We start from the raw sequence: 19491 nt of genomic DNA, 5'->3' as shown, positions 1-19491 counted from the left end.
AGGTGATCTATCCCTGCTTGCGTGTTCTTCAAACAGCTATAGGGTTCGCGGCCAGAGCGCCAGTCACGGAAGAACAACAATGAATTGGAAGAGTGAAATTTCGGAAGCAACCGCCCGGATTGCCGGGTACGCGCAGGTGACTCCGGTGGTGGAAAGTCAGGCTTTGGGGCTGGGCTATCCGGTCGAAATGAAGCTGGAGCACTTGCAGCATACCGGCAGTTTCAAGGCGCGCGGGGCGTTCAATACGTTGCTCAGCCTTGATGTGCCCGAGGCGGGTGTTGTTGCTGCATCCGGCGGAAACCATGGCGCGGCGGCGGCTTACGCAGCGCGGTCCTTGGGCTATCCGGCGAAAATCTTCGTGCCGGAAATAGCGGGGCCGTCCAAGATTGCCCTGATCCAACAGACTGGCGCTGATCTGAGCGTGGTGTCCGGTGAATATGCCAACGCGCTGACCTGCGCGCAGCAGCACGAAGAGGCAACCGGCGCGATGCAGATCCACGCTTATGATGCACCCGCCACCGTGGCCGGGCAGGGCACCTGCTTTGCCGAATGGGAGGCGCAAGGACTGAAGGCCGATACGGTTCTTATTGCTGTCGGCGGTGGTGGATTGATCGCGGGGGCGCTGGGCTGGTTTCAAGGCGCGCGCAAGGTTGTGGCGGTCGAACCAGAGGCCTCTTGCGCGCTGAACGCGGCCTTGCAGGCAGGAAAGCCGGTGGATGTCACCGTCTCGGGCATTGCCGCCAACGCGCTGGGCGCGCGGCGGATTGGCTCGATCTGTTTCGGTCTAGCGCAGGGGATGACCTCGGTTCTGGTGAGGGATGAGGCCATTGCCGAGGCGCAGCAGTTGCTTTGGCAAGCCCATCGAATCCTTGTGGAACCGGCAGGTGCGACGGCGTTGGCGGCACTGCTATCGGGGGCCTATCAGCCGGAACCGGGCGAGCGGGTGGCGGTGCTGATCTGCGGCGGCAATATCTCTCCAGACCCTCTGGGCGCATAAAACCGCAGCAAACAGCCGCAAAGCGCGCGTTCAGCGTCGCATTGCGGCCAGTCCTTCGCTTGCGTATAGGCAACACCAACGTGAACAGATTCTGCAGGGAGCCCACACATGTCCAACGCGCAACTGGAAGCCGCCATCGAAGCCGCCTGGGAGGCGCGCGACACCATTACCCCCGCCACCACCGGTGAGACCCGAGAAGCGATCGAAGATACGCTGAACGCATTGGACAGTGGTTCGCTGCGTGTGGCCGAAAAGCTGGAAAGCGGTGACTGGCACGTGAACCAGTGGGCCAAGAAAGCGGTTCTGCTGGGCTTTCGCATCAAGGATATGGAAATCCAGAACGGCGGCCCGCAGGCTGGCGGCTGGTGGGACAAGGTGGACAGCAAGTTCGCCGGTTGGGGCGAGAACCAGTGGCAAGCCGCCGGTTTCCGCGCGGTTCCGAACTGCGTGGTTCGCAAGTCGGCCTATATAGCGCCGGGCGTGGTGCTGATGCCGTCTTTCGTGAACTTGGGCGCCTATGTCGACGAGGGTACCATGGTTGACACATGGGCCACCGTCGGCTCTTGCGCGCAGATCGGCAAAAACGTTCACCTGTCCGGCGGAGTTGGCATCGGTGGCGTGCTGGAGCCGATGCAGGCCGGCCCCACCATCATCGAGGACAACTGCTTTATCGGCGCGCGCTCCGAAGTGGTCGAGGGCTGTATCGTCCGTGAGGGCTCGGTTCTGGGCATGGGCGTGTTCATTGGCAAATCGACCAAGATCGTCGACCGCGAAACCGGTGAGGTCACGTATGGCGAAGTGCCGCCTTATTCGGTGGTCGTTGCCGGCTCGATGCCGTCCAAGAACAATGTCAGCCTGTACTGCGCCGTGATCGTGAAGCGGGTGGACGAAAAGACCCGTTCGAAAACCGGTATCAACGAGCTGCTGCGCGACTGATCGAACCGCAGATCAAACAGGGGCCGCGGCATCGTGCTGCGGCCTTTTTTGTTTACGCTTTAACCGGATAGCGGTCGGGTTCCTCGAATACGTCGATCACCCGCGTTCCGGCCTTGATCTTGCCGCCATGTTCGACACCGGACGGGATCGAATAGCTATCGCCGGGGCGGTAGATTTTGGTCTCATCCCCGATAATAAGTTCCACTTCACCTTCAATCACCGTGCCCCATTGGGCCTTGTGCGAATGTGCGGGCAGTTCGAAATCCTTCAGGAAGGTGAAGAAGGCTACCAGCCCCGTATCCGACCGGATCACCGCTGATTGCACCACGTCCTCGGGAAAAGGCACGTCGAGGCTCGGAAAGTCGGTGATGAATTCAGGATAGGGCATGGATGCATCCTTTGCGATATGTGTCACCGCACTATGACGGCGAAGTCGCGGTCCTGCAATTCCCGAACGCTTGACCGTAGGCGGGCGCACGGCTATGGCCCCCACCATGGAAAAGCAAAAGAAACCCTCTCGTCAGCAGGTTTATACCCTGCTTGTGCAGATCGGCCGCAAGGACGGCGACGGCCTGCCCGAAGGCGCGACCGGGGCGGCGCTGATGTGTTTCGCCAGCGGAGTGGACGAGGCCGAGGCCGTGCGTGAAACCGTGGCCATACTTAAACAGGCCGATACCGCGCCGCTGGATGTCACCGGCTATGGCACCTTGGCCGAGCGCGAGGCGCAGGGTCATGACATCGACCCCGACGAACGGGCGTTGATGCAGCGGGCTTTGGATGAAAACGCCGTGGTCGTCGCGCAGATGACGCCGTTTTTTGGCGATGAGGAACAGGCCTAGTTCCGCGCCCCGAACCACTTGCGGTAAATCTCGTCATAAGTGCCATCTTCGCGCAGCGACAGCAGGGCCTGGTTGACTTCTTCGACCAGGGGTGAGCCGGTCGGAAACGCGATCCCATAGCTTTCACGCAGGAAGACGCCGCCAGTCATTGTGGCGATCCTGCGGCCTTCGTGCGAGGCGTAGTAGGACAGGATCGGTGCGTCAAAGACCGCAGCGTCCAAGTCCTTGTCCTCGAAGGCGGCCAGCATCTCATCAAGGCCGGAATACCCGACAAACTCGATATCGCGACGGTTCAGGAAACTGGCGGCGGTCGAGTCGGTGATCGTGCCGACCTGTTTGCCATACAGATCGTTGACGGAATTAACGCTGCCGCTGATTGCATCCACCGTCATGACCGAGGTGATGCGCGCCGTGAACACCGAAACGATGAACAGGGACGAGACAACCAAAATTACGCCCAACAGGCGGCCGAACGGGGTGCGGGGCATCCGTTCCTCGAAGCCGCCATTCACTACAAGATTCAGCGCCCACCAGAATGAGGGGAACCACGCTTCGTTTAACTTGCGGTCGAAATAAGGCTGCGAGCGGCGTTCGAACGTCCACATCAACATGCCACCGCCCAACAAGAGGGCGAAGGCCAGGCCGATGGCGATAAACAATTCGCGCGACAGCAGCGCATGCAGCAATGACGGCTGGCGCGCTGCCTCGGACGGGACCATAATCTGCAACCCGGCCTCGAAAATCGGCTGGCTGAAGTCCATCTGCGTCTCACGCGCGGCGGTGATCGAGATATTGGCGATGGCCAGATCAGCGGATCCGTTCTGCACCGCGCCCAGCATCTCGCCGAACGACCCGACACGGTTGACCGAATACTCCCAGTTCAGCGACTCGGCGAGCGCCTCAAGCAAGTCCATGGAAAACCCGGTCTGCGCCCCGTCTTCAGCATAGGAAAACGGAGGGCGGGTCACCGTGGTGACATTCAGGGTCTGTGCCTGGCTTTGCTGTGCAAGAACGGCAAAGGTCATACAGACCAATGCGAAAAGCGCGCGTATCATCTTCTAATCACCTGTTTCGCGGGGCTCTAACGCAGATTTGAACGGTGCAGCAAGGTATTCGCGGGGTAAAGTCCTGTGTTTTGTTGGGGTGTCAAAGCGAAACGCTTGCAAAAAAGCGATCAGATTTACGTGGGCAGGGGTTGGCAATCGGCCCAATTCGTTGAATCTGTGCGCGCAAACGAACCAGAGGGGCTCCGCCATGACTGATCCGGTAGAATTGACAGCGGCCCTGACCCGTTGCCCATCGGTCACACCCGAGGAAGGCGGCGCCCTGGTTCTTTTGGAACAACTTCTGTCCGATGCGGGGTTCGACTGCACCCGCGTGGACCGCGGAGGCATCAGCAACCTGTTTGCCCGCTGGGGCGAAAAAGGCCACGGGCGCAGCTTTGGCTTCAACGGTCACACCGATGTTGTGCCCGTCGGGGACGAGGCCGCGTGGACCATGCCGCCCTTTGGTGCCGAGATCCGCAACGGCTTGATGTATGGGCGCGGGACCACCGACATGAAATCCGGCGTGGCGGCCTTTGCAGCAGCAGCGGTGGATTTCGTGCGCGAAACGCCGCCCGATGGCGCCGTTATCCTGACCATCACCGGCGATGAAGAGGCCGATGCGTTGGACGGCACCACAGCACTGTTGGACTATATGACTGAATCCGGTGAACGGATGTCGGTCTGTCTGGTGGGCGAACCGACCTGCCCAAACACGATGGGTGAGATGATGAAGATCGGCCGCCGAGGTTCGATGACCGCATGGTTCACCGTGACCGGCGTGCAGGGCCATTCGGCCTATCCACACCGGGCAAGAAACCCTGTGCCCGCGATAGCGCGGCTGATGGACCGGCTGGCCAGTCACGAGTTGGATCGCGGTTCGGACCATTTCGACGCCTCGACGCTGGCGGTTGTGAATATCGACACGGGCAACGAAGCGACCAACGTGATCCCGGCGCAAAGCAGTGGGGCGGTGAATATTCGTTTCAACGATCTGCACTCAGGGGCAAGCCTCAGCGAATGGCTGCGCACCGAGGCGCAAACCGTGGCCGAAGACTTTGGCGTCGAGGTCGCAGTAAGCATTAAAATCTCGGGCGAAAGCTTCCTGACTCCGCCCGGCCCGCTGTCCGATCTGGTGGCGCAGGCGGTCGAGGCGGAAACCGGTACCCGGCCCGAGATGTCCACGACGGGCGGCACCTCGGATGCGCGGTTTGTGAAAAACCACTGTCCGGTGGTCGAGTTTGGCCTGGTTGGCCGCACGATGCATCAGGTGGATGAATGCGTTGAGGTGGCGCATATCGATCAGCTAAAGGCGATCTACACGCGCATCCTGCGGGACTATTTCGCCTGAGTGATGCAGCGCACTCTGGTCATCATGGTCAAAGAGCCACGCCCCGGGCGGGTAAAAACCCGGCTGGGCCGCGATATCGGCATGGTCGGTGCGGCGTGGTGGTTTCGGCAGCAGACCCGGTCGCTGATCCGGCGACTTCGCGACCCGCGCTGGCAGATCGTGCTGGCGGTGTCCCCGGATCGCGAAGGGCTGACCAGCCGCATCTGGCCTGCTGATCTGCCGCGCGCGGCACAAGGGCGGGGGGATCTGGGTCACCGGATGGGTCGGATGCTGCGCGGAATGCCGAAAGGACCCGTTTGCCTGATCGGCGCGGATATTCCCGGCATCACACGCGGGCACATCGCACGGGCGTTCAAGGCGCTTGGTCAAGACCAGATGGTCTTCGGCCCTGCACCGGACGGAGGGTACTGGCTGGTCGGTGCGCAACGATACAGTGCGCTGCCGCTGGGCCTGTTCCGCGATGTTCGTTGGTCAACCGAACACGCCCTGGCGGACACGCTGGCCTCTGTCACCGGCACGCGCGTGGCCTTGCTGGATCAGTTGCGCGATGTCGACACGCTGGCCGATCTGAAGCCCTGACCCTTTTTAGTCATGACGCGGTCGCATCCCCGTGCTAGGCCGGAATCATGACTCGCATCCCCACCAAGCAAGAGGTCCTCGACTGGATCTCGGCGAACCCCACCCTGACCTCGAAACGCGATATCGCCAAGGCCTTTGGCATCAAGGGCGCGGACCGGATCGACCTGAAACGAATCCTCAAAGAGCTTGAGGCCGAAGGACATCTGGAAAAGCGCAAGCGCAGCTATCGCGACCCGGATCGTCTGCCGCCGGTCAGCGTGTTACAGGTGAAGGCTCCGAATGCCGATGGCGATCTGTTTGCCCGTCCGCTGGAATGGCATGGCGAAGGGGTCGAGCCCATCGTTCTGATCATCACCCGTGCCAGCGACCCGGCGCTGGGCGAGGGTGACCGAATCTTGGCCCGCCTGACCGTGGTGCATGAGGAAGACCACAATTACGAGGCCCGCCTGATCCGCCGCATCGGGACCAACCCGCGCAAGATCGTCGGCATTTTCCGCAAAGGGGCCGAGGGCGGGCGGATCGTGCCTATCGACAAGAACGGCCAGACCGAATGGCTGGTCCAGGACGGCGCGGTTCTGGGCGCGAAAGACGGCGAATTGGTCGAGGCCGAACAGGCCGGACCCAAGAACCGCATGGGCCTGCCCCGCGCACGGATCGTGGAACGTCTGGGCGACCCGTCTGCGCCGAAGGCCGTGTCCCTGATCGCCATCCATCAACATGGCATCCCGGACGATTTCCCCGACAAGGTGATTGCCGAGGCCGACAAGGCCAAACCTGCTGGCCTGAAGGGCCGCGAAGATCTGCGGGACATGCCGCTGCTCACCATCGACCCCTCGGATGCGCGGGATCATGACGACGCCTGCTACGCCCATGCCGATGACGATCCGAAAAACCCCGGCGGTCACGTGGTCTGGGTCGCGATTGCCGACGTTGCTGCCTATGTGCAGCCCGGCACCGCGCTGGATCGTGAGGCACGCAAGCGCGGCAACTCCAGCTATTTCCCCGACCGCGTGGTGCCGATGCTGCCCGACCGTCTGTCGGGTGATCTGTGTTCTCTGCACGAGGGCGTTCCGCGTGCCTGTATCGCCGTTCGGATGCAGATCGATGCTGAGGGCAACAAGATCGGCCACCGTTTCGTTCGTGGCCTGATGCGCTCTGCCGCGTCGCTGCATTACGCCGAGGTGCAGGAGGCCATCGATGGCAACCCGAACGACCGCACTGGGCCGTTGTTGGAGCCGGTGCTGAAACCGCTCTACGCCGCTTACGCTGCGCTGAAGAAGGCCCGCGCCGTGCGGCAGCCGCTGGAGCTGGACCTGCCGGAACGCAAGATCGTCCTCAGCGAATCAGGAGAGGTCGAAAGTGTGGCTTTTCGCGAGCGTCTGGATGCGCACAAGCTGATCGAAGAGTTCATGATCCTCGCCAATGTCGCCGCTGCCGAAACCCTGATCGCCAAACGCCGCCCGCTGCTGTTCCGCGTGCACGAGGAACCCGCGCCCGAGAAACTGGAAAGCCTGCGGGAAACGGCGCAAGCAGCGGGGCTGAATCTTGCCAAAGGGCAGGTGCTGCAGACCCGTCATCTGAACGCGCTGCTTAACGCTGCCGCCGGGACCGAAGACGCCGAACTGATCAACCTCAGCACGCTGCGGTCGATGGCGCAGGCCTATTATAACCCCGAGAATTTCGGCCATTTCGGGCTGGCGCTGCGGAACTATGCGCATTTCACCTCGCCCATCCGGCGTTATGCCGACCTGATCGTGCACCGGGCGCTAATCTCGGCGCATGGCTGGGGTGAAGACGGGCTGACCGAGGACGAAATCGCGCGGCTCGATGAAACCGCCACCCATATCTCGGACACGGAACGCCGTTCGATGATGGCGGAACGCGACACGACCGATCGCTATCTGGCCGCCTATCTCAGCGAGCGGGTGGGCAATGAGTTCTCGGGCCGTATCAGCGGTATCGCCCGGTTCGGGGCTTTCGTGAAGATGGATGAGACCGGCGCGGATGGGTTGGTGCCCGTGCGATCGCTGGGGCGCGAGTTTTTCCACTTTGACCGCGAGGCCGGGACCCTGATGGGTTCGGACACCGGGCTAATCATTGCCATCGGCCAGCGCGTCACCGTGCGCCTGACTGAGGCGAAACCCGTCACCGGCGGGCTGGAACTGGAATTGCTGTCCATCGATGATCAGGCTTTGCCGCGCGGTCGTGGCCCGAAAGGGCGGCCGACACGACGCAAGGCGGTCAGCACCAAGCGCAAGAAAGACAAGATTAAACGCAAGGTCGAACGCAAACGCCGTCAGAGGTGATAGGTCAGCGCACGCGCAATCAGCCAGCCGTGGCGGGTCGGGTCGATCTGCGCGGGTTCGTCGAATAGAACGGCCCTGTTGCCATCCAGCCGATCCACACCAGGAAAGGCCGAGGTGAAATCACCCATCAACCGGCTTTGGCAGTGCACGAACAGTGCAAAAGACGCGGCCTTATGCGTTCCGACCCGGATCGTCGATCCTTTTGGCGCCAGATAGGCGGGTTGCCCCCAGCGCAGCGCTTCTTCCAGAGGCTGCGCACGGGGGTGGGACTCGGCCGTCTCAAAGATCAACTCGCGCAGGACCAGCGCACCAGCGCGGGCCTTTTTTGGCAGCGCTTCGTAAGCAGCGGCTACTTTTGGGTCATCAAATGGCTTCATCTCAGCAGCTTATCCCGTTTGATCCGACACGTCAGAAGTTTCGGCCTGAGTACTTTGTGAATCCCGCGTTTTGCGCTATTCTGGCCCCGAGCAGTAATCAGGAATTTCGGAATGCGTAAATGCACAAGTGGCGTCATTGCCGCTGCATTATGGGCATCCATTGTGCAGGCGGAATCCCTCAATTCGGCGGATGGGTCTCAGACCTTTCAGCTGGCCTCGGCCGATCTGACAGTATCGTTACGACCGGTTCTGCGGCCCTCAGCGATGGAGTATCGGGTGTCAACCGAAGGAAACGCGCGGTTTCAGGCGTGGCTGGGGGCGTTTCGGGAACGGGCGCTTGAACAGGACATCTCCGCCGCAACGCTGGATCGGGCGCTGGCCGGGCTGACCTATGACAAGAAGATCATCGAACGCGACCGCGATCAGGCTGAATTCTCGAAACCGATCTGGGAGTATCTGGATTCTGCCGTCTCGGATACGCGCGTCTCCAACGGCCGGGCAGGGCTTGAGCGTCACCACGCAATCCTGACCCGGATCGAGGCGCAATATGGCGTCGAGAAAGAGGTGGTCACCGCGATCTGGGGCCTTGAGACCGCGTTCGGCACGTTCCGGGGCAGTGACCATACCATCCGATCACTGGCGACGCTGGCCTTTGACGCGCGGCGGTCGCAGTTCTTTGAAACCCAGCTGATTGCTGCGTTGCAGATCATTCAGGCCGGGGATGTCAGCCCCGGTGATATGGTTGGCAGTTGGGCGGGTGCGATGGGGCACACGCAGTTCATGCCGACCTCATACCTGGATCACGCGGTGGATTTTGACGGCGACGGGCGGCGGGATATCTGGTCGGATGACCCCACCGACGCGCTGGCCTCGGCCGCCGCCTATCTGGCGCGGCACGGCTGGACCAAGGGGCAACCCTGGGGGGTTGAGGTGCACCTGCCCGAAGGGTTCGACTATGCCATCGCCAAACGGGACTACACCCAGATGCCATCTGACTGGGCCGCGCGTGGGGTGGTCGGGCGCGACGGCAACCCGGTCCCGGATCACGGGCAAGCCGCCATCCTTTTGCCCGCTGGAGGGCAGGGTGTGGCGCTGATGATCTTCGACAATTTCGGGGTGATCGAGACCTACAACGGCGCCGACGCTTATGTGATCGGCATCGGCCATCTGTCCGACCGTCTGGCCGGACGCAACCCGTTTCAGGCCGACTGGCCCCGCAGCGACCGGGCGCTGAGCTTTTCCGAGAAAAAGGAACTGCAATCCCGCCTGACCGAGGCCGGGTTCGATACGCAGGGCATCGACGGGCGTACCGGGCCAAATACGACCGACGCGGTGCGGGCTTATCAACTGGCACAGGGGTTGTTGCCGGATGGATATGCGAGTCTCAGACTGTTGGAGCGGTTGCGGTAAGGACGCAGCAAAGACCCTGACCTTTGACAACGTTCCGGCGTATTAGTTGCAGAAGGTTGGTCGAGTTGGCCAATCTCTTGTTACTTCCTGCCACGGATATTGTGTCGGTTCTTACCGGTCCCAAGTGTGCTTCAAATTGATGAGGCCGCTCCATGATTGATGACGAACCGAAGCCAGCACAATATTACGATGATCGCAGCATCTGGACCCTAGACCCAACATCCGCAGACAAAGAAGTCTACGATGTCTTCGCGACCAACGTGGTCCAACTGGTACAGCTTCTCGACGAAAAGGAACCTCTTATGTCGAGGGACGTTTACGCAAGGCTTTTTGCGTCCTTGCTGGATTTGTCCAGAGTTTTGGGAGAGTACGAAGACAGTTGGAGCCGGAGCTATGAAACGCGGTAAACCGGTACCTGCCGAAAAAGTGAACCCGAAGGACACCGGCAAAAAAGCCGGTGTCATCAGGCGGTCCTTACGTTTTCTTATGCCGCCGCCTTCATCAGCCCTTGGGCGATGATCTCGGCCTGCGCCTCGTCCAGCGACTTGCGGATACGCACGAACATCTCGTCGATATCCGCAGGCGTCAGAACCAGCGGCGGTGAGATGATCATCCGGTCGCCCACATGGCGCATGATCAGGTTGTTGGCAAAGCAACGGTCGCGGCAGATATAGCCGATGGTGCCGGGCTCGGACGCGAACTTGGCACGGCTGACCTTGTCCGGCGTCAGTGCGATCGAGGCCATCATGCCGACAATCTTGGCCTCACCCACCAGCGGGTGATCGACCAGCGCCTCCCACTTCTCTTTCAGATAGGGCGCGGCCACGTCGCGGACGTGATCGACGATTTTTTCTTCTTCGAGGATACGCAGGTTTTCCAGCGCCACGGCGGCGGCGACGGGGTGGCCGGAATAGGTGTAGCCGTGGTTGAACTCGGTGCCGCCGATAACTTCGGCAATCTCGTCGTTGACGATGGACCCACCGATGGGCGCATAGCCCGAGCTGAGCCCTTTGGCGATGGTCATGATATGCGGTTTGATCCCAACGGTTTGCGAACCGAACCAGTTGCCGGTGCGGCCAAAGCCGCAGATCACCTCATCGGCGATCAGCAGAATATTGTATTTGTCGCAGATGCGCTGAACCTCGGGCCAGTAGGTGTCGGGTGCCACGATCACACCGCCCGCGCCCTGAACGGGTTCGGCGATGAAGGCAGCGACGCGATCCTCGCCCAGCTCCAGAATGGCCTCTTCCAGCTCACGCGCGCGGGCCAGACCGAAATCCTCGGGCGTCATGTCGCCGCCCTCGGCCCACCAGTTCGGCTGGTTGATGTGATGGATGTTCGGGATCGGAATGCCGCCTTGCGCGTGCATCCCGGCCATACCGCCCAACGAGGCCGAGCCCACGGACGAGCCGTGATAGGCATTCTTGCGGCTGATGATGATGTTCTTGTCGGGTTGGCCTTTCTCGGCCCAATAGGTGCGCACCAAACGGATATTGGTGTCGTTTGCCTCTGATCCGCCCGCAGCAAAGAACACATGGTTCAAATCGCCCGGTGCCAGTTCGGCCAGTTTCCTGGCCAGCGCAATGGCTGGCACGTGGGTCGTTTTGAAGAAGGTGTTATAGTACGGCAGTTCACGCATTTGGCGGGCGGCGACCTCGGCCAGCTCATCCCGACCATAGCCGATATTGACGCACCAAAGGCCAGCCATGGCGTCCAGAATCTCTTCGCCCTCGCTGTCGGTCAGATAGACGCCATTGGCGCGGGTGATGACGCGCGCGCCTTCTCGGCCAAGCGACCCATTGGCCGAAAACGGGTGTATGTGGTGGGCGGCATCCAGCGCCTGCAACTCAGCGGTGGGCATGTGATTGGTGATGGTGGACATCCGGAAATCTCCTGCAAAAGCGGTTACCATTCACAATATGATCAAATTTTTTCCTGTCAATCGAATCGACTGTGTCTAGCCGTCGGTCAGGGAGTCCGCCATCAGCTCCATCCCCTGTTCGATGTCCTGAGCGGTGGCTTTTGCCGCCCCGTCGACATCTTTGGCGCGCAGGGCGGCGATGATGTCCTTATGCCGGTCCGGTAAGCTTTGAGTGCCAAACCGTCCGCAAACCACGCGCAGAGACGGCCCGAATCTGAGCCAGAGCCGTTCGGCCAAGTCACGTAGAATCGGAGCATCCGCAAAGGAATAAAGCGTCTCGTGGAAAGTGTGGTTCAGATGCAAATAGCCGCTGACATCTCCATCCGCGATCATGCGGTCCAGCCGCCGGTCGATATGCTCCAGATGGTCGATATCGGCGCCGCTCATATTCACGGTCGCGCGTTTGGAAAGCTCTGATTCTATTGACAGTCTAGCGAAAATCATCTGCTCGACATCACCCGCGGACAACAGCGGGACACTGACCCGTCGGTTGCCCTGAAACACCAGTGCACCGTCGGAAATCAGGCGGCGGATCGCCTCGCGAACGGGGGTCATGCCAACCTCCAGAGAATCAGTCAGCCCCTGAATCGTGACGGGCTGTCCGGGTACCAATTCACCGAACATGATCTGAGCCTTGAGGGTTTGATACACCTGCTCATGCGCGGGCCGTTTTTCGGCCTCTGTTTTGGAGCTCGACGCTTTATTTTTGATCAAATCCAATTAGTTTGCCCTGTTTCCAATGATGCTGACTTGCCAGATGCCTGACCTTTTGAAACCATACGCGGGATCGGGGGAAAACGCAAAACTTGATCAAATCCAAAAAAACGGGAAAATACCCGTACACTTTCAGGGAGAAAAAAATGTCAATCAAAACGCTGACGATGACCGCAGTCATCGCATTGGGGACTTCGGCGGCCTTCGCCGAAGAGGTGCGCGTTTACAACTGGTCCGACTATATTGATGAAGACCTTCTGAAGAAGTTCGAGGAAGAGACCGGCCTGACGCTGATCTACGACGTCTATGACAGTAATGAGGTTCTAGAGACCAAAATACTGGCTGGCGGATCAGGGTACGACGTCGTGGTGCCAACCGGCAGTTTTATGGGGCGTCAGATCGAAGCCGGGGCCTACCAGGAGCTGGATCAAGCCAAGCTTTCGAATATCGGAAACGCGTGGGATGTCATTGCCGAGCGCGTGGCGCAATTCGACCCGGGCAACAAGCATTCAGTCAATTACATGTGGGGGACGACCGGACTTGGCGTCAATGTCGACAAGGTCAAGGAAGTTCTGGGCGAGGATGCACCGCTGGACTCGATGGAATTGATCTTTAACCCGGAAAATATGGAAAAGCTCGCGTCTTGTGGCGTGCATTTTCTGGATGCCCCCGACGAGATGGTGCCTGCCGCAATGATTTATGCGGGCGTTGATCCGAACTCGTCAGAGAAGGACGATATCGCAAAGGCCGAAGAGGTTTTTGCAGCCGTTCGTCCCTACGTAACGAAGTTCCACAGTTCAGAATATATCAACGCGTTGGCGAATGGCGACATTTGTGTTGCCGTTGGTTTCTCGGGCGATGTTCTGCAAGCGCGCGACCGGGCTGCAGAGGCTGAAAACGGTGTTGATATTGCCTACAACGCGTTCAAGGAAGGATCGCAGATGTGGTTCGACCAAATGGCTGTGCCGGTCGATGCCCCCAACCCGGATGGTGCGCACAAGTTCATAGACTTTATGCTTGATGCTCAGAACATGGCCGCCGCGTCGAATTATGTGTACTACGCCAATGGTAACAAGGCTTCTCAGGAATTTCTGGCGGAAGACGTGATCGGTGATCCGGCGATTTACCCCTCTCCTGAAGCTATGGATAACACCTATGTCAAAGGGCCTTACCCTCAGAAAGTTCAGCGCGTCGTGACGCGCATGTGGACCAAGATCAAATCGGGCACCTGATCCGGTTTTGCGCAAGGCGGCCTGGCCGCCTTGCATCCTTTTACAGAATGTCGAACGGGGGCCGTTTTGAACTCTGACGTCTTTGCGCCGTGGAATGACCCACAGGCGAAACCTTTGATCCAGTTCCAGAATGTCACGAAACGGTTCGGCGACTTCACGGCCATCGACAACCTGTCTCTGGATATCTTCGAAAAAGAATTCTTTGCCTTGCTGGGGCCATCGGGCTGCGGCAAGACCACGATGATGCGGATGCTGGCTGGGTTCGAAAAACCCACCGAGGGGCACATAATGCTGGGTGGGAAGGACATCGACCCGATCCCGCCGAACAAGCGGGCGGTGAACATGATGTTCCAGTCTTATGCGTTGTTTCCGCATCTCAGCATTTGGGACAACATCGCTTTTGGCCTGCGCCGAGACAACATGCCCAAGCATGACCTTGAGGATCGAGTCGAAGAGATGCTGCGCCTGACCCGGTTGGAGCAATTCGCACGCCGCAAGCCGCACCAGATCTCGGGCGGGCAACGTCAGCGGGTGGCGCTGGCGCGGTCTCTGGCCAAGGCGCCCAAGCTGCTGCTGCTGGACGAACCGCTGGGCGCGCTGGACAAGAAATTGCGGCAGGACACTCAGTTCGAACTGATGGATATTCAGGAAAAGACCGGCACCACCTTTGTGATCGTGACCCACGATCAGGAAGAGGCGATGACGGTCGCCAGCCGCGTTGCGGTGATGGATCAGGGCAGGCTGATGCAGGTGGCAACGCCGGATCGCATCTATGAGAACCCGAACTCGGTCTATGTCGCGGATTTTATCGGCGATGTGAACATCATCGAAGGCCGGGCCTCGGCCAATGGCGAAGATACCTATCAGATCGACTGGGCCGAGGGGCAGTCGCCCTTGACGGCGACCTCGGCCAACGGGTTTTCGCAGGGACAGACCTGTCACCTTGCGATCCGGCCTGAAAAGGTGACGATCTCGGCAGACCGCCCGGCGGATGCGATCAATGCGGTGCAGGGCAAGGTGCACGACATCGCCTATCTGGGCAATCTCTCCACCTATCACGTTGAACTGCCGAACGGCACGATTATCAAGGCGCAGACGGCCAACACTCGCCGTATCTCGCGCCGGTCGTTTACATGGGAAGACCCGGTTTGGCTGTCCTGGACAGCAACCGCCGCGGTTTTGCTGGCAAGCTGATGCGCCGCGCGTTTCTGATTGCCGTTCCGTATGTCTGGCTGCTGGCGCTGTTTCTGGTGCCGTTTTTCATTGTCCTGAAAATCTCGCTGTCGGATACCGAACTGGCGATCCCGCCTTACACGCCGACGCTGGACCTGTCGCAGGGTTGGGCCGGGATCAAGGATTTCTTCAGCCAGTTGGACTTTGAGAATTTCGTCTGGCTGACCGAAGATGATCTGTATTGGAAGGCCTATCTCTCCAGCGTCAAAATCGCGGTCATTTCTACTTTTCTGACGCTGCTGGTGGGCTATCCCATCGCCTATGGTATGGCCCGCGCGCCCGCAGAATGGCGCCCTTCGCTGATGATGCTGGTAATCCTGCCTTTCTGGACCTCGTTCCTGATCCGGGTTTATGCGTGGATGGGTATCCTGTCGAACGAAGGCTACCTGAACCAGTTGCTGCTGTGGACGGGTATCATCTCAACTCCGCTGACCATTCTGAACACCAATACGGCTGTCTATATCGGCATCGTCTACACTTATCTGCCCTTTATGATCCTGCCGATCTATTCGTCTCTGGAACGGATGGATGAATCCCTGATCGAGGCCGCCGAGGATCTGGGTTGTTCCCGCCTGCAAGCCTTCTGGCTGGTGACCATCCCACTGTCGCGCCCCGGTATCATCGCCGGGTGTTTTCTGGTGATGATCCCGGTGATAGGCGAGTTCGTGATCCCGTCGCTGCTGGGCGGCTCGGGCACATTGATGATCGGCAAAGTGCTGTGGGAGGAGTTCTTCTCGAATCGTGACTGGCCGGTCGCCAGTGCAGTGGCGGTGGTGTTGCTGCTGATCCTTGTGATCCCGATCGTGCTGTTTCAGCGCAACCAGCAGAAACAGGCGGAGGTAGACCGATGAACAGGATGAGTTGGTTCAACACGGTTTCGCTGACCCTGGGGTTTGCATTCCTTTATATCCCGATGATCATCCTGATCATCTTCAGCTTCAACGAAAGCAAACTGGTGACGGTCTGGGCTGGGTTTTCGACCAAATGGTATGCATCGGTCGTGCAGAACGAAGCGTTTCTGGACGCCGCTTGGGTAACCGTACGTGTTGCGGTGTTCTCATCGACGCTGGCCACCATTCTGGGTACCGCGGCGGCTTATGTGCTGGTGCGCGGCGGTCGGTTCTTTGGCCGCACGCTGTTTTCCGGCATGATCTACGCGCCGCTGGTGATGCCCGAGGTGATCACCGGCCTGTCGCTGCTGCTGCTGTTCATCGGCATCGGGTTGGACCGGGGCATCCTGACCATCGTTCTGGCGCATACGACCTTTTCGATGTGTTTCGTTTCCGTGGTCGTCTCCTCGCGTCTAGTGACATTCGATCAATCGCTGGAAGAGGCCGCGTTGGATCTGGGCTGCTCGCCTGCGCAGGCGTTTCGTCTGGTGACCTTGCCGATCATCGCCCCTGCGGTGATCTCGGGCTGGTTGCTGGCCTTTACCCTGTCGCTGGACGATCTGGTGATTGCCTCCTTCACATCGGGGCCGTCTGCGACGACCTTGCCGATCAAGATCTTCTCGGCCGTGCGTCTGGGCGTAAGCCCCGAGATCAATGCGCTGTCCACGATCATGATCGGGATTGTGACGGTGGGGGTCATCACCGCGTCGTTGATCACGAAACGGGCGATGGTGCGGCAAAAGCAGGATGAAATGGCCGCAGCGCGCACTGAATGAAACGGCTGTTTCCCGACTATACCTACGGTCCCGGCCCCCGGACCAACTGCTGGTGGGATGAAACGATTGCCCGCCCCGAATGGCCGGTCCTGCAGGGCGATCTGAATGCGGATGTTGCTATTGTCGGCGGCGGCTTCACCGGCCTCTCGGCGGCGCTGCATCTCGCCGAGGCCGGAGTGTCGGTTGCCGTACTTGAGGCCAAAACACCGGGCTGGGGCGCATCCGGGCGCAATGGTGGGTTCTGTTGTCTGGGCGGATCAAAGCTGAGCCGTCACGCGATGATCCGCCAGTTTGGAGAGACTGCCACAAGCAACTATGCCCAGGCCGAAGCAGACGCTGTTCACCTGGTCACCGACCTGCTTGGGACGCATTGCATCGACGCCGAGGTGCATTCACGGGGTGAGACCCAACTGGCCCATACCCCACGCGCGATGGACAAGCTGCGACGGCAGGCTGAGGCGTCCGGCACGCTACATGAACCGGGTGATCTGCCGGGGCTTGGCTTTGGCGGCAAGTTCCACGGCGGCTACACCAACCCTGTCGGATTTGCGCTGAACCCCAGAAAGTACCTCTTCGGATTGGCGCAGGCGGCACGATTGCGCGGCGCTGATCTGTTCCAACAAAGCGCCGCGCAAACCGTCCGTAAAACGAAATCCGGCTTCGAGGTTCAGACCGATTCAGGCCGGATCAGGGCACGGAACGTGCTGATCTGCACCAACGGTTACTCCAGCGAGGACATCCCATCTTGGATGGCAGGCCGGTACATGCCTGCGCAGTCCACTGTACTGGTGACCCGTCCCTTGTCCGAGGCCGAATTGCAGGCGCAGGGCTGGACCTCGTACCAGATGGCCTATGACACACGCCAACTGCTGCACTATTTCCGCCTGATGCCCGACCGAAGGTTTCTGTTCGGAATGCGCGGAGGATTGCTGTCATCACCGCGGGCAGAAGCTGCCATCAGGCGCAAGGTCATAAGGAATTTCAGGAAGATGTTTCTGGGTTGGTCGGGTGTTGACGTAACCCATATGTGGTCAGGCATGGTCTGCCTCTCGCGGGGTCTAACGCCTTATGTCGGGCCTGTGGACGGCCAGCCGGGGCTGTTCGTCGGATTTGCCTATCATGGAAACGGGGTGGCGATGGGCACCTATTGCGGGCGTGCGCTGGCCCAGATGGTATTGGAGCAGGGTGCCGAACTCCCGGAGCCTATTGCACGTGCGCCGCAACGGTTTCCGCTGGGGCGCTGGCGTCGTGCGTTGCTGCCACCAGCCTATGCGGTGATGGCGCTTGCAGATTGGTGACGGTTAGAGCGTTGCCAGCTCCAGCTCTAACCCTTTCTCATAATCGCCCGCACCGTTTTCGATGCGCCACAGGCAATAGGCGGCCATGCGCCACGCGAACCAGCGGCGAAGCCGTTGATACCGATCCACTGTATCTGTATGGCCATAGGCAGACAGGAACCGCCGCTCTTCCGCCTGAGTCAGAGCCGCGCCCCGGTACAGATACTGCATCGCCGGGGACAAGAACAAAGCCAGGTCCTCACACGGGTCACCCTGCGCTGGGCATTGCCAGTCGATAAGTGTCAGACCGGAAGGTGCGGTTAGAATATTCCCGGCCACGGGGTCACCGTGAATCAGGCACGTGCGTGCGGTAGGCGGTACCCGCTCCTTGGGCTTTAACTCTTCTAAAAGAACCCGCGTCTTCGAAATGCACCCACCAAGAATACTCTGCCCGTGCCGCGCCAAATCCGCGGTGCCATTACAGCCTTTCGGCGCCTGAACGTGCAGGTCGAGCGTATGGAGCTTGCGCAACAACTCCCCTACCTCAGCCGACCCCTCGCGCCAGGGTGAGCCCGGCGCGTGATCGTAGAACACCCATCGGCCATGATTATGTTGACCGGCCGAGCGCAGGCGCGGAACAAAACCGGTGGGCTCCAAGGCGGTCAAGCACAGCGCCTCCAGCTCGGCATCGTTGCGGAACAGCGGGTTGCGCGGTCCGGCGCGATACAGTTTCAGCACCTTACCACCGTTTTCTTCCAGTACCTTCCAGACCTGGTTGGTGCGCCCGCCATACAATGTCTGAAACTGCGCATCCGCTGCAACCAGGCCCTGAACGCGCAGGTCATCAACAAGATCCAACGGAGGGGTAATTGGGTCAGACAGAGGGGTCACCGGTACAAAAGCGAGTCGTAGTTGCACAGGTGTGGCCTGTCGCGCCCTGCAGATCAAGTTCCGGTTCGGACTGCTGTCACCATTCCCACCGGTACCACCTGACCGCTTTCCAGCGTCAGCAAGACAGTATCGTCCCCGACCTGTGCCTCAACCACCTGATTGTAGGCTGCGACGGGTTGGGTCGACAGCAATTCATCCCCGTCATAGCTTTCCAGTGTTGCCGTATAGCTGCCCGTCGGCAAGGGGTTGCCGTCACTCTTTGTGCCAGCCCAGGTATAGTCGGTTTGTGTTACTGGTACGGAAATCCGCTCAATCTCGGTGCCGTTGCTGTCACGGATGACCATGACCGCGCCATCAGCCGCCTCTGCAGATTGCGCGGACAGGGCCACAGGTTCACCGTCGAAGTGAAACGCCGCAGTGGTCCGGACGTTCACACCGACCCAATTGGCCAACTCCTCCAGCTTGATGCCGCCTAGCGACAGCACCAACTCTGAGAGCGCGTCGTTGGTTTGCACCTGCTGCTCGACCATCGAAAACTGTGCAAGCTGCGACGCATATTCGCTGGAATCCATCGGCTCCAGCGGGTCCTGATTCTGCGCCTGGGTGGTCATCAGCAACAGGAACGTATCAAAGTCGGATGCCACGGATGCAGCTTGTGAATTGGATGCCGTCTGCGCGGGCGTGTTGGTCTGTGTCGTCGATTGCGTTGGGGTGATCAT

Annotated in this window: 20 protein-coding genes; 13 read left to right on the top strand and 7 right to left on the bottom strand. The window is 60.0% G+C overall.

Features of this window, described 5'->3' with window-relative positions; genetic code table 11:
* The first annotated feature begins 79 nt into the window (after positions 1-79).
* On the top strand, positions 80-997 hold the full coding sequence (locus ACR1XY_RS14080) for a threonine/serine dehydratase (protein ID WP_480594152.1): 918 nt from the start codon (positions 80-82) through the stop codon (positions 995-997).
* A gap of 108 nt (positions 998-1105) precedes the next feature.
* Positions 1106-1933, top strand: a complete 828-nt coding sequence (dapD, locus tag ACR1XY_RS14075) for a 2,3,4,5-tetrahydropyridine-2,6-dicarboxylate N-succinyltransferase (protein WP_480594150.1) — start codon at positions 1106-1108, stop codon at positions 1931-1933.
* Between the two features lie 52 nt (positions 1934-1985).
* Here the strand turns inward: dapD and ACR1XY_RS14070 are convergent, their stop codons facing one another.
* A complete protein-coding gene (locus ACR1XY_RS14070) occupies positions 1986-2321 on the bottom strand; it encodes a cupin domain-containing protein (protein WP_480594147.1) in 336 nt (111 codons plus the stop codon).
* Positions 2322-2427: 106 nt separating this feature from the next.
* Between ACR1XY_RS14070 and ACR1XY_RS14065 the strand changes: the two genes are divergently transcribed.
* Positions 2428-2772: a hypothetical protein gene (locus tag ACR1XY_RS14065; protein ID WP_480594264.1), complete on the top strand. Its 345-nt coding sequence runs from the start codon at positions 2428-2430 to the stop codon at positions 2770-2772.
* On the opposite strand, the gene ACR1XY_RS14060 is transcribed toward ACR1XY_RS14065, so the two are convergent.
* The gene (locus tag ACR1XY_RS14060; RefSeq protein ID WP_480594144.1) at positions 2769-3827 is read right to left on the bottom strand and encodes a transporter substrate-binding domain-containing protein; all 1059 of its coding nucleotides are present in this window, start codon (positions 3825-3827) and stop codon (positions 2769-2771) included. The two genes, ACR1XY_RS14065 and ACR1XY_RS14060, sit on opposite strands and share 4 nt — an antisense overlap.
* 199 nt (positions 3828-4026) lie before the next feature.
* Here ACR1XY_RS14060 and dapE point away from each other — a divergent pair, with 199 nt between their 5' ends.
* From dapE to rnr, 3 genes are read left to right on the top strand one after another with little or no spacing between them, the layout of a single operon-like run.
* A complete protein-coding gene (gene dapE / locus ACR1XY_RS14055; protein WP_480594141.1) occupies positions 4027-5166 on the top strand; it encodes a succinyl-diaminopimelate desuccinylase in 1140 nt (379 codons plus the stop codon).
* Between the two features lie 3 nt (positions 5167-5169).
* Positions 5170-5745: a TIGR04282 family arsenosugar biosynthesis glycosyltransferase gene (locus ACR1XY_RS14050; protein WP_480594138.1), complete on the top strand. Its 576-nt coding sequence runs from the start codon at positions 5170-5172 to the stop codon at positions 5743-5745.
* 47 nt (positions 5746-5792) lie between these two features.
* On the top strand, positions 5793-8051 hold the full coding sequence (rnr, locus tag ACR1XY_RS14045) for a ribonuclease R (protein ID WP_480594135.1): 2259 nt from the start codon (positions 5793-5795) through the stop codon (positions 8049-8051).
* Here the strand turns inward: rnr and ACR1XY_RS14040 are convergent.
* The gene (locus ACR1XY_RS14040) at positions 8042-8428 is read right to left on the bottom strand and encodes a DUF1801 domain-containing protein (RefSeq protein WP_480594133.1); all 387 of its coding nucleotides are present in this window, start codon (positions 8426-8428) and stop codon (positions 8042-8044) included. The two genes, rnr and ACR1XY_RS14040, sit on opposite strands and share 10 nt — an antisense overlap.
* A 111-nt stretch (positions 8429-8539) precedes the next feature.
* On the opposite strand from ACR1XY_RS14040, the gene ACR1XY_RS14035 reads away from it, so the two are divergent.
* Both ACR1XY_RS14035 and ACR1XY_RS14030 read left to right on the top strand, forming a co-directional pair.
* Positions 8540-9838, top strand: coding sequence for a lytic murein transglycosylase (locus ACR1XY_RS14035; RefSeq protein ID WP_480594130.1), 1299 nt, complete (start codon positions 8540-8542; stop codon positions 9836-9838).
* 152 nt (positions 9839-9990) lie between these two features.
* Positions 9991-10245 carry a hypothetical protein gene (locus ACR1XY_RS14030; protein ID WP_480594128.1) on the top strand — a complete coding sequence of 85 codons (255 nt, stop codon included), beginning with the start codon at positions 9991-9993 and terminating at the stop codon, positions 10243-10245.
* A 77-nt stretch (positions 10246-10322) separates the two neighbouring features.
* Here the strand turns inward: ACR1XY_RS14030 and ACR1XY_RS14025 are convergent, their stop codons facing one another.
* Positions 10323-11720 carry an aspartate aminotransferase family protein gene (locus ACR1XY_RS14025; protein ID WP_480594125.1) on the bottom strand — a complete coding sequence of 466 codons (1398 nt, stop codon included), beginning with the start codon at positions 11718-11720 and terminating at the stop codon, positions 10323-10325.
* A 75-nt stretch (positions 11721-11795) separates the two neighbouring features.
* Positions 11796-12479 (bottom strand): GntR family transcriptional regulator, encoded by a 684-nt coding sequence (locus tag ACR1XY_RS14020; protein ID WP_480594122.1) that lies wholly within the window; start codon positions 12477-12479, stop codon positions 11796-11798.
* Positions 12480-12619: 140 nt separating this feature from the next.
* On the opposite strand from ACR1XY_RS14020, the gene ACR1XY_RS14015 reads away from it, so the two are divergent.
* The 5 genes from ACR1XY_RS14015 (at position 12620) to ACR1XY_RS13995 (ending at position 17902) form a co-directional block, all read left to right on the top strand.
* On the top strand, positions 12620-13705 hold the full coding sequence (locus tag ACR1XY_RS14015; protein ID WP_480594119.1) for a polyamine ABC transporter substrate-binding protein: 1086 nt from the start codon (positions 12620-12622) through the stop codon (positions 13703-13705).
* A 66-nt stretch (positions 13706-13771) separates the two neighbouring features.
* Positions 13772-14899: an ABC transporter ATP-binding protein gene (locus ACR1XY_RS14010; RefSeq protein ID WP_480594115.1), complete on the top strand. Its 1128-nt coding sequence runs from the start codon at positions 13772-13774 to the stop codon at positions 14897-14899.
* Positions 14899-15789 (top strand): ABC transporter permease subunit, encoded by an 891-nt coding sequence (locus ACR1XY_RS14005; protein WP_480594262.1) that lies wholly within the window; start codon positions 14899-14901, stop codon positions 15787-15789. Before ACR1XY_RS14010 ends, ACR1XY_RS14005 begins: the two co-directional genes overlap by 1 nt.
* Positions 15786-16604, top strand: coding sequence for an ABC transporter permease (locus tag ACR1XY_RS14000; RefSeq protein ID WP_480594111.1), 819 nt, complete (start codon positions 15786-15788; stop codon positions 16602-16604). Before ACR1XY_RS14005 ends, ACR1XY_RS14000 begins: the two co-directional genes overlap by 4 nt.
* Positions 16601-17902 (top strand): NAD(P)/FAD-dependent oxidoreductase, encoded by a 1302-nt coding sequence (locus ACR1XY_RS13995; protein WP_480594108.1) that lies wholly within the window; start codon positions 16601-16603, stop codon positions 17900-17902. Before ACR1XY_RS14000 ends, ACR1XY_RS13995 begins: the two co-directional genes overlap by 4 nt.
* Positions 17903-17905: 3 nt before the next feature.
* Here ACR1XY_RS13995 and ACR1XY_RS13990 read toward each other — a convergent pair whose 3' ends face one another.
* Positions 17906-18799 (bottom strand): phosphotransferase, encoded by an 894-nt coding sequence (locus tag ACR1XY_RS13990; protein ID WP_480594105.1) that lies wholly within the window; start codon positions 18797-18799, stop codon positions 17906-17908.
* A 26-nt stretch (positions 18800-18825) separates the two neighbouring features.
* The gene (locus tag ACR1XY_RS13985; protein WP_480594102.1) at positions 18826-19491 is read right to left on the bottom strand and encodes a flagellar hook capping FlgD N-terminal domain-containing protein; all 666 of its coding nucleotides are present in this window, start codon (positions 19489-19491) and stop codon (positions 18826-18828) included.

This window comes from Ruegeria sp. AD11(2025) (assembly GCF_056542405.1).
This window is presented reverse-complemented; position numbering and strand designations above follow the sequence as displayed.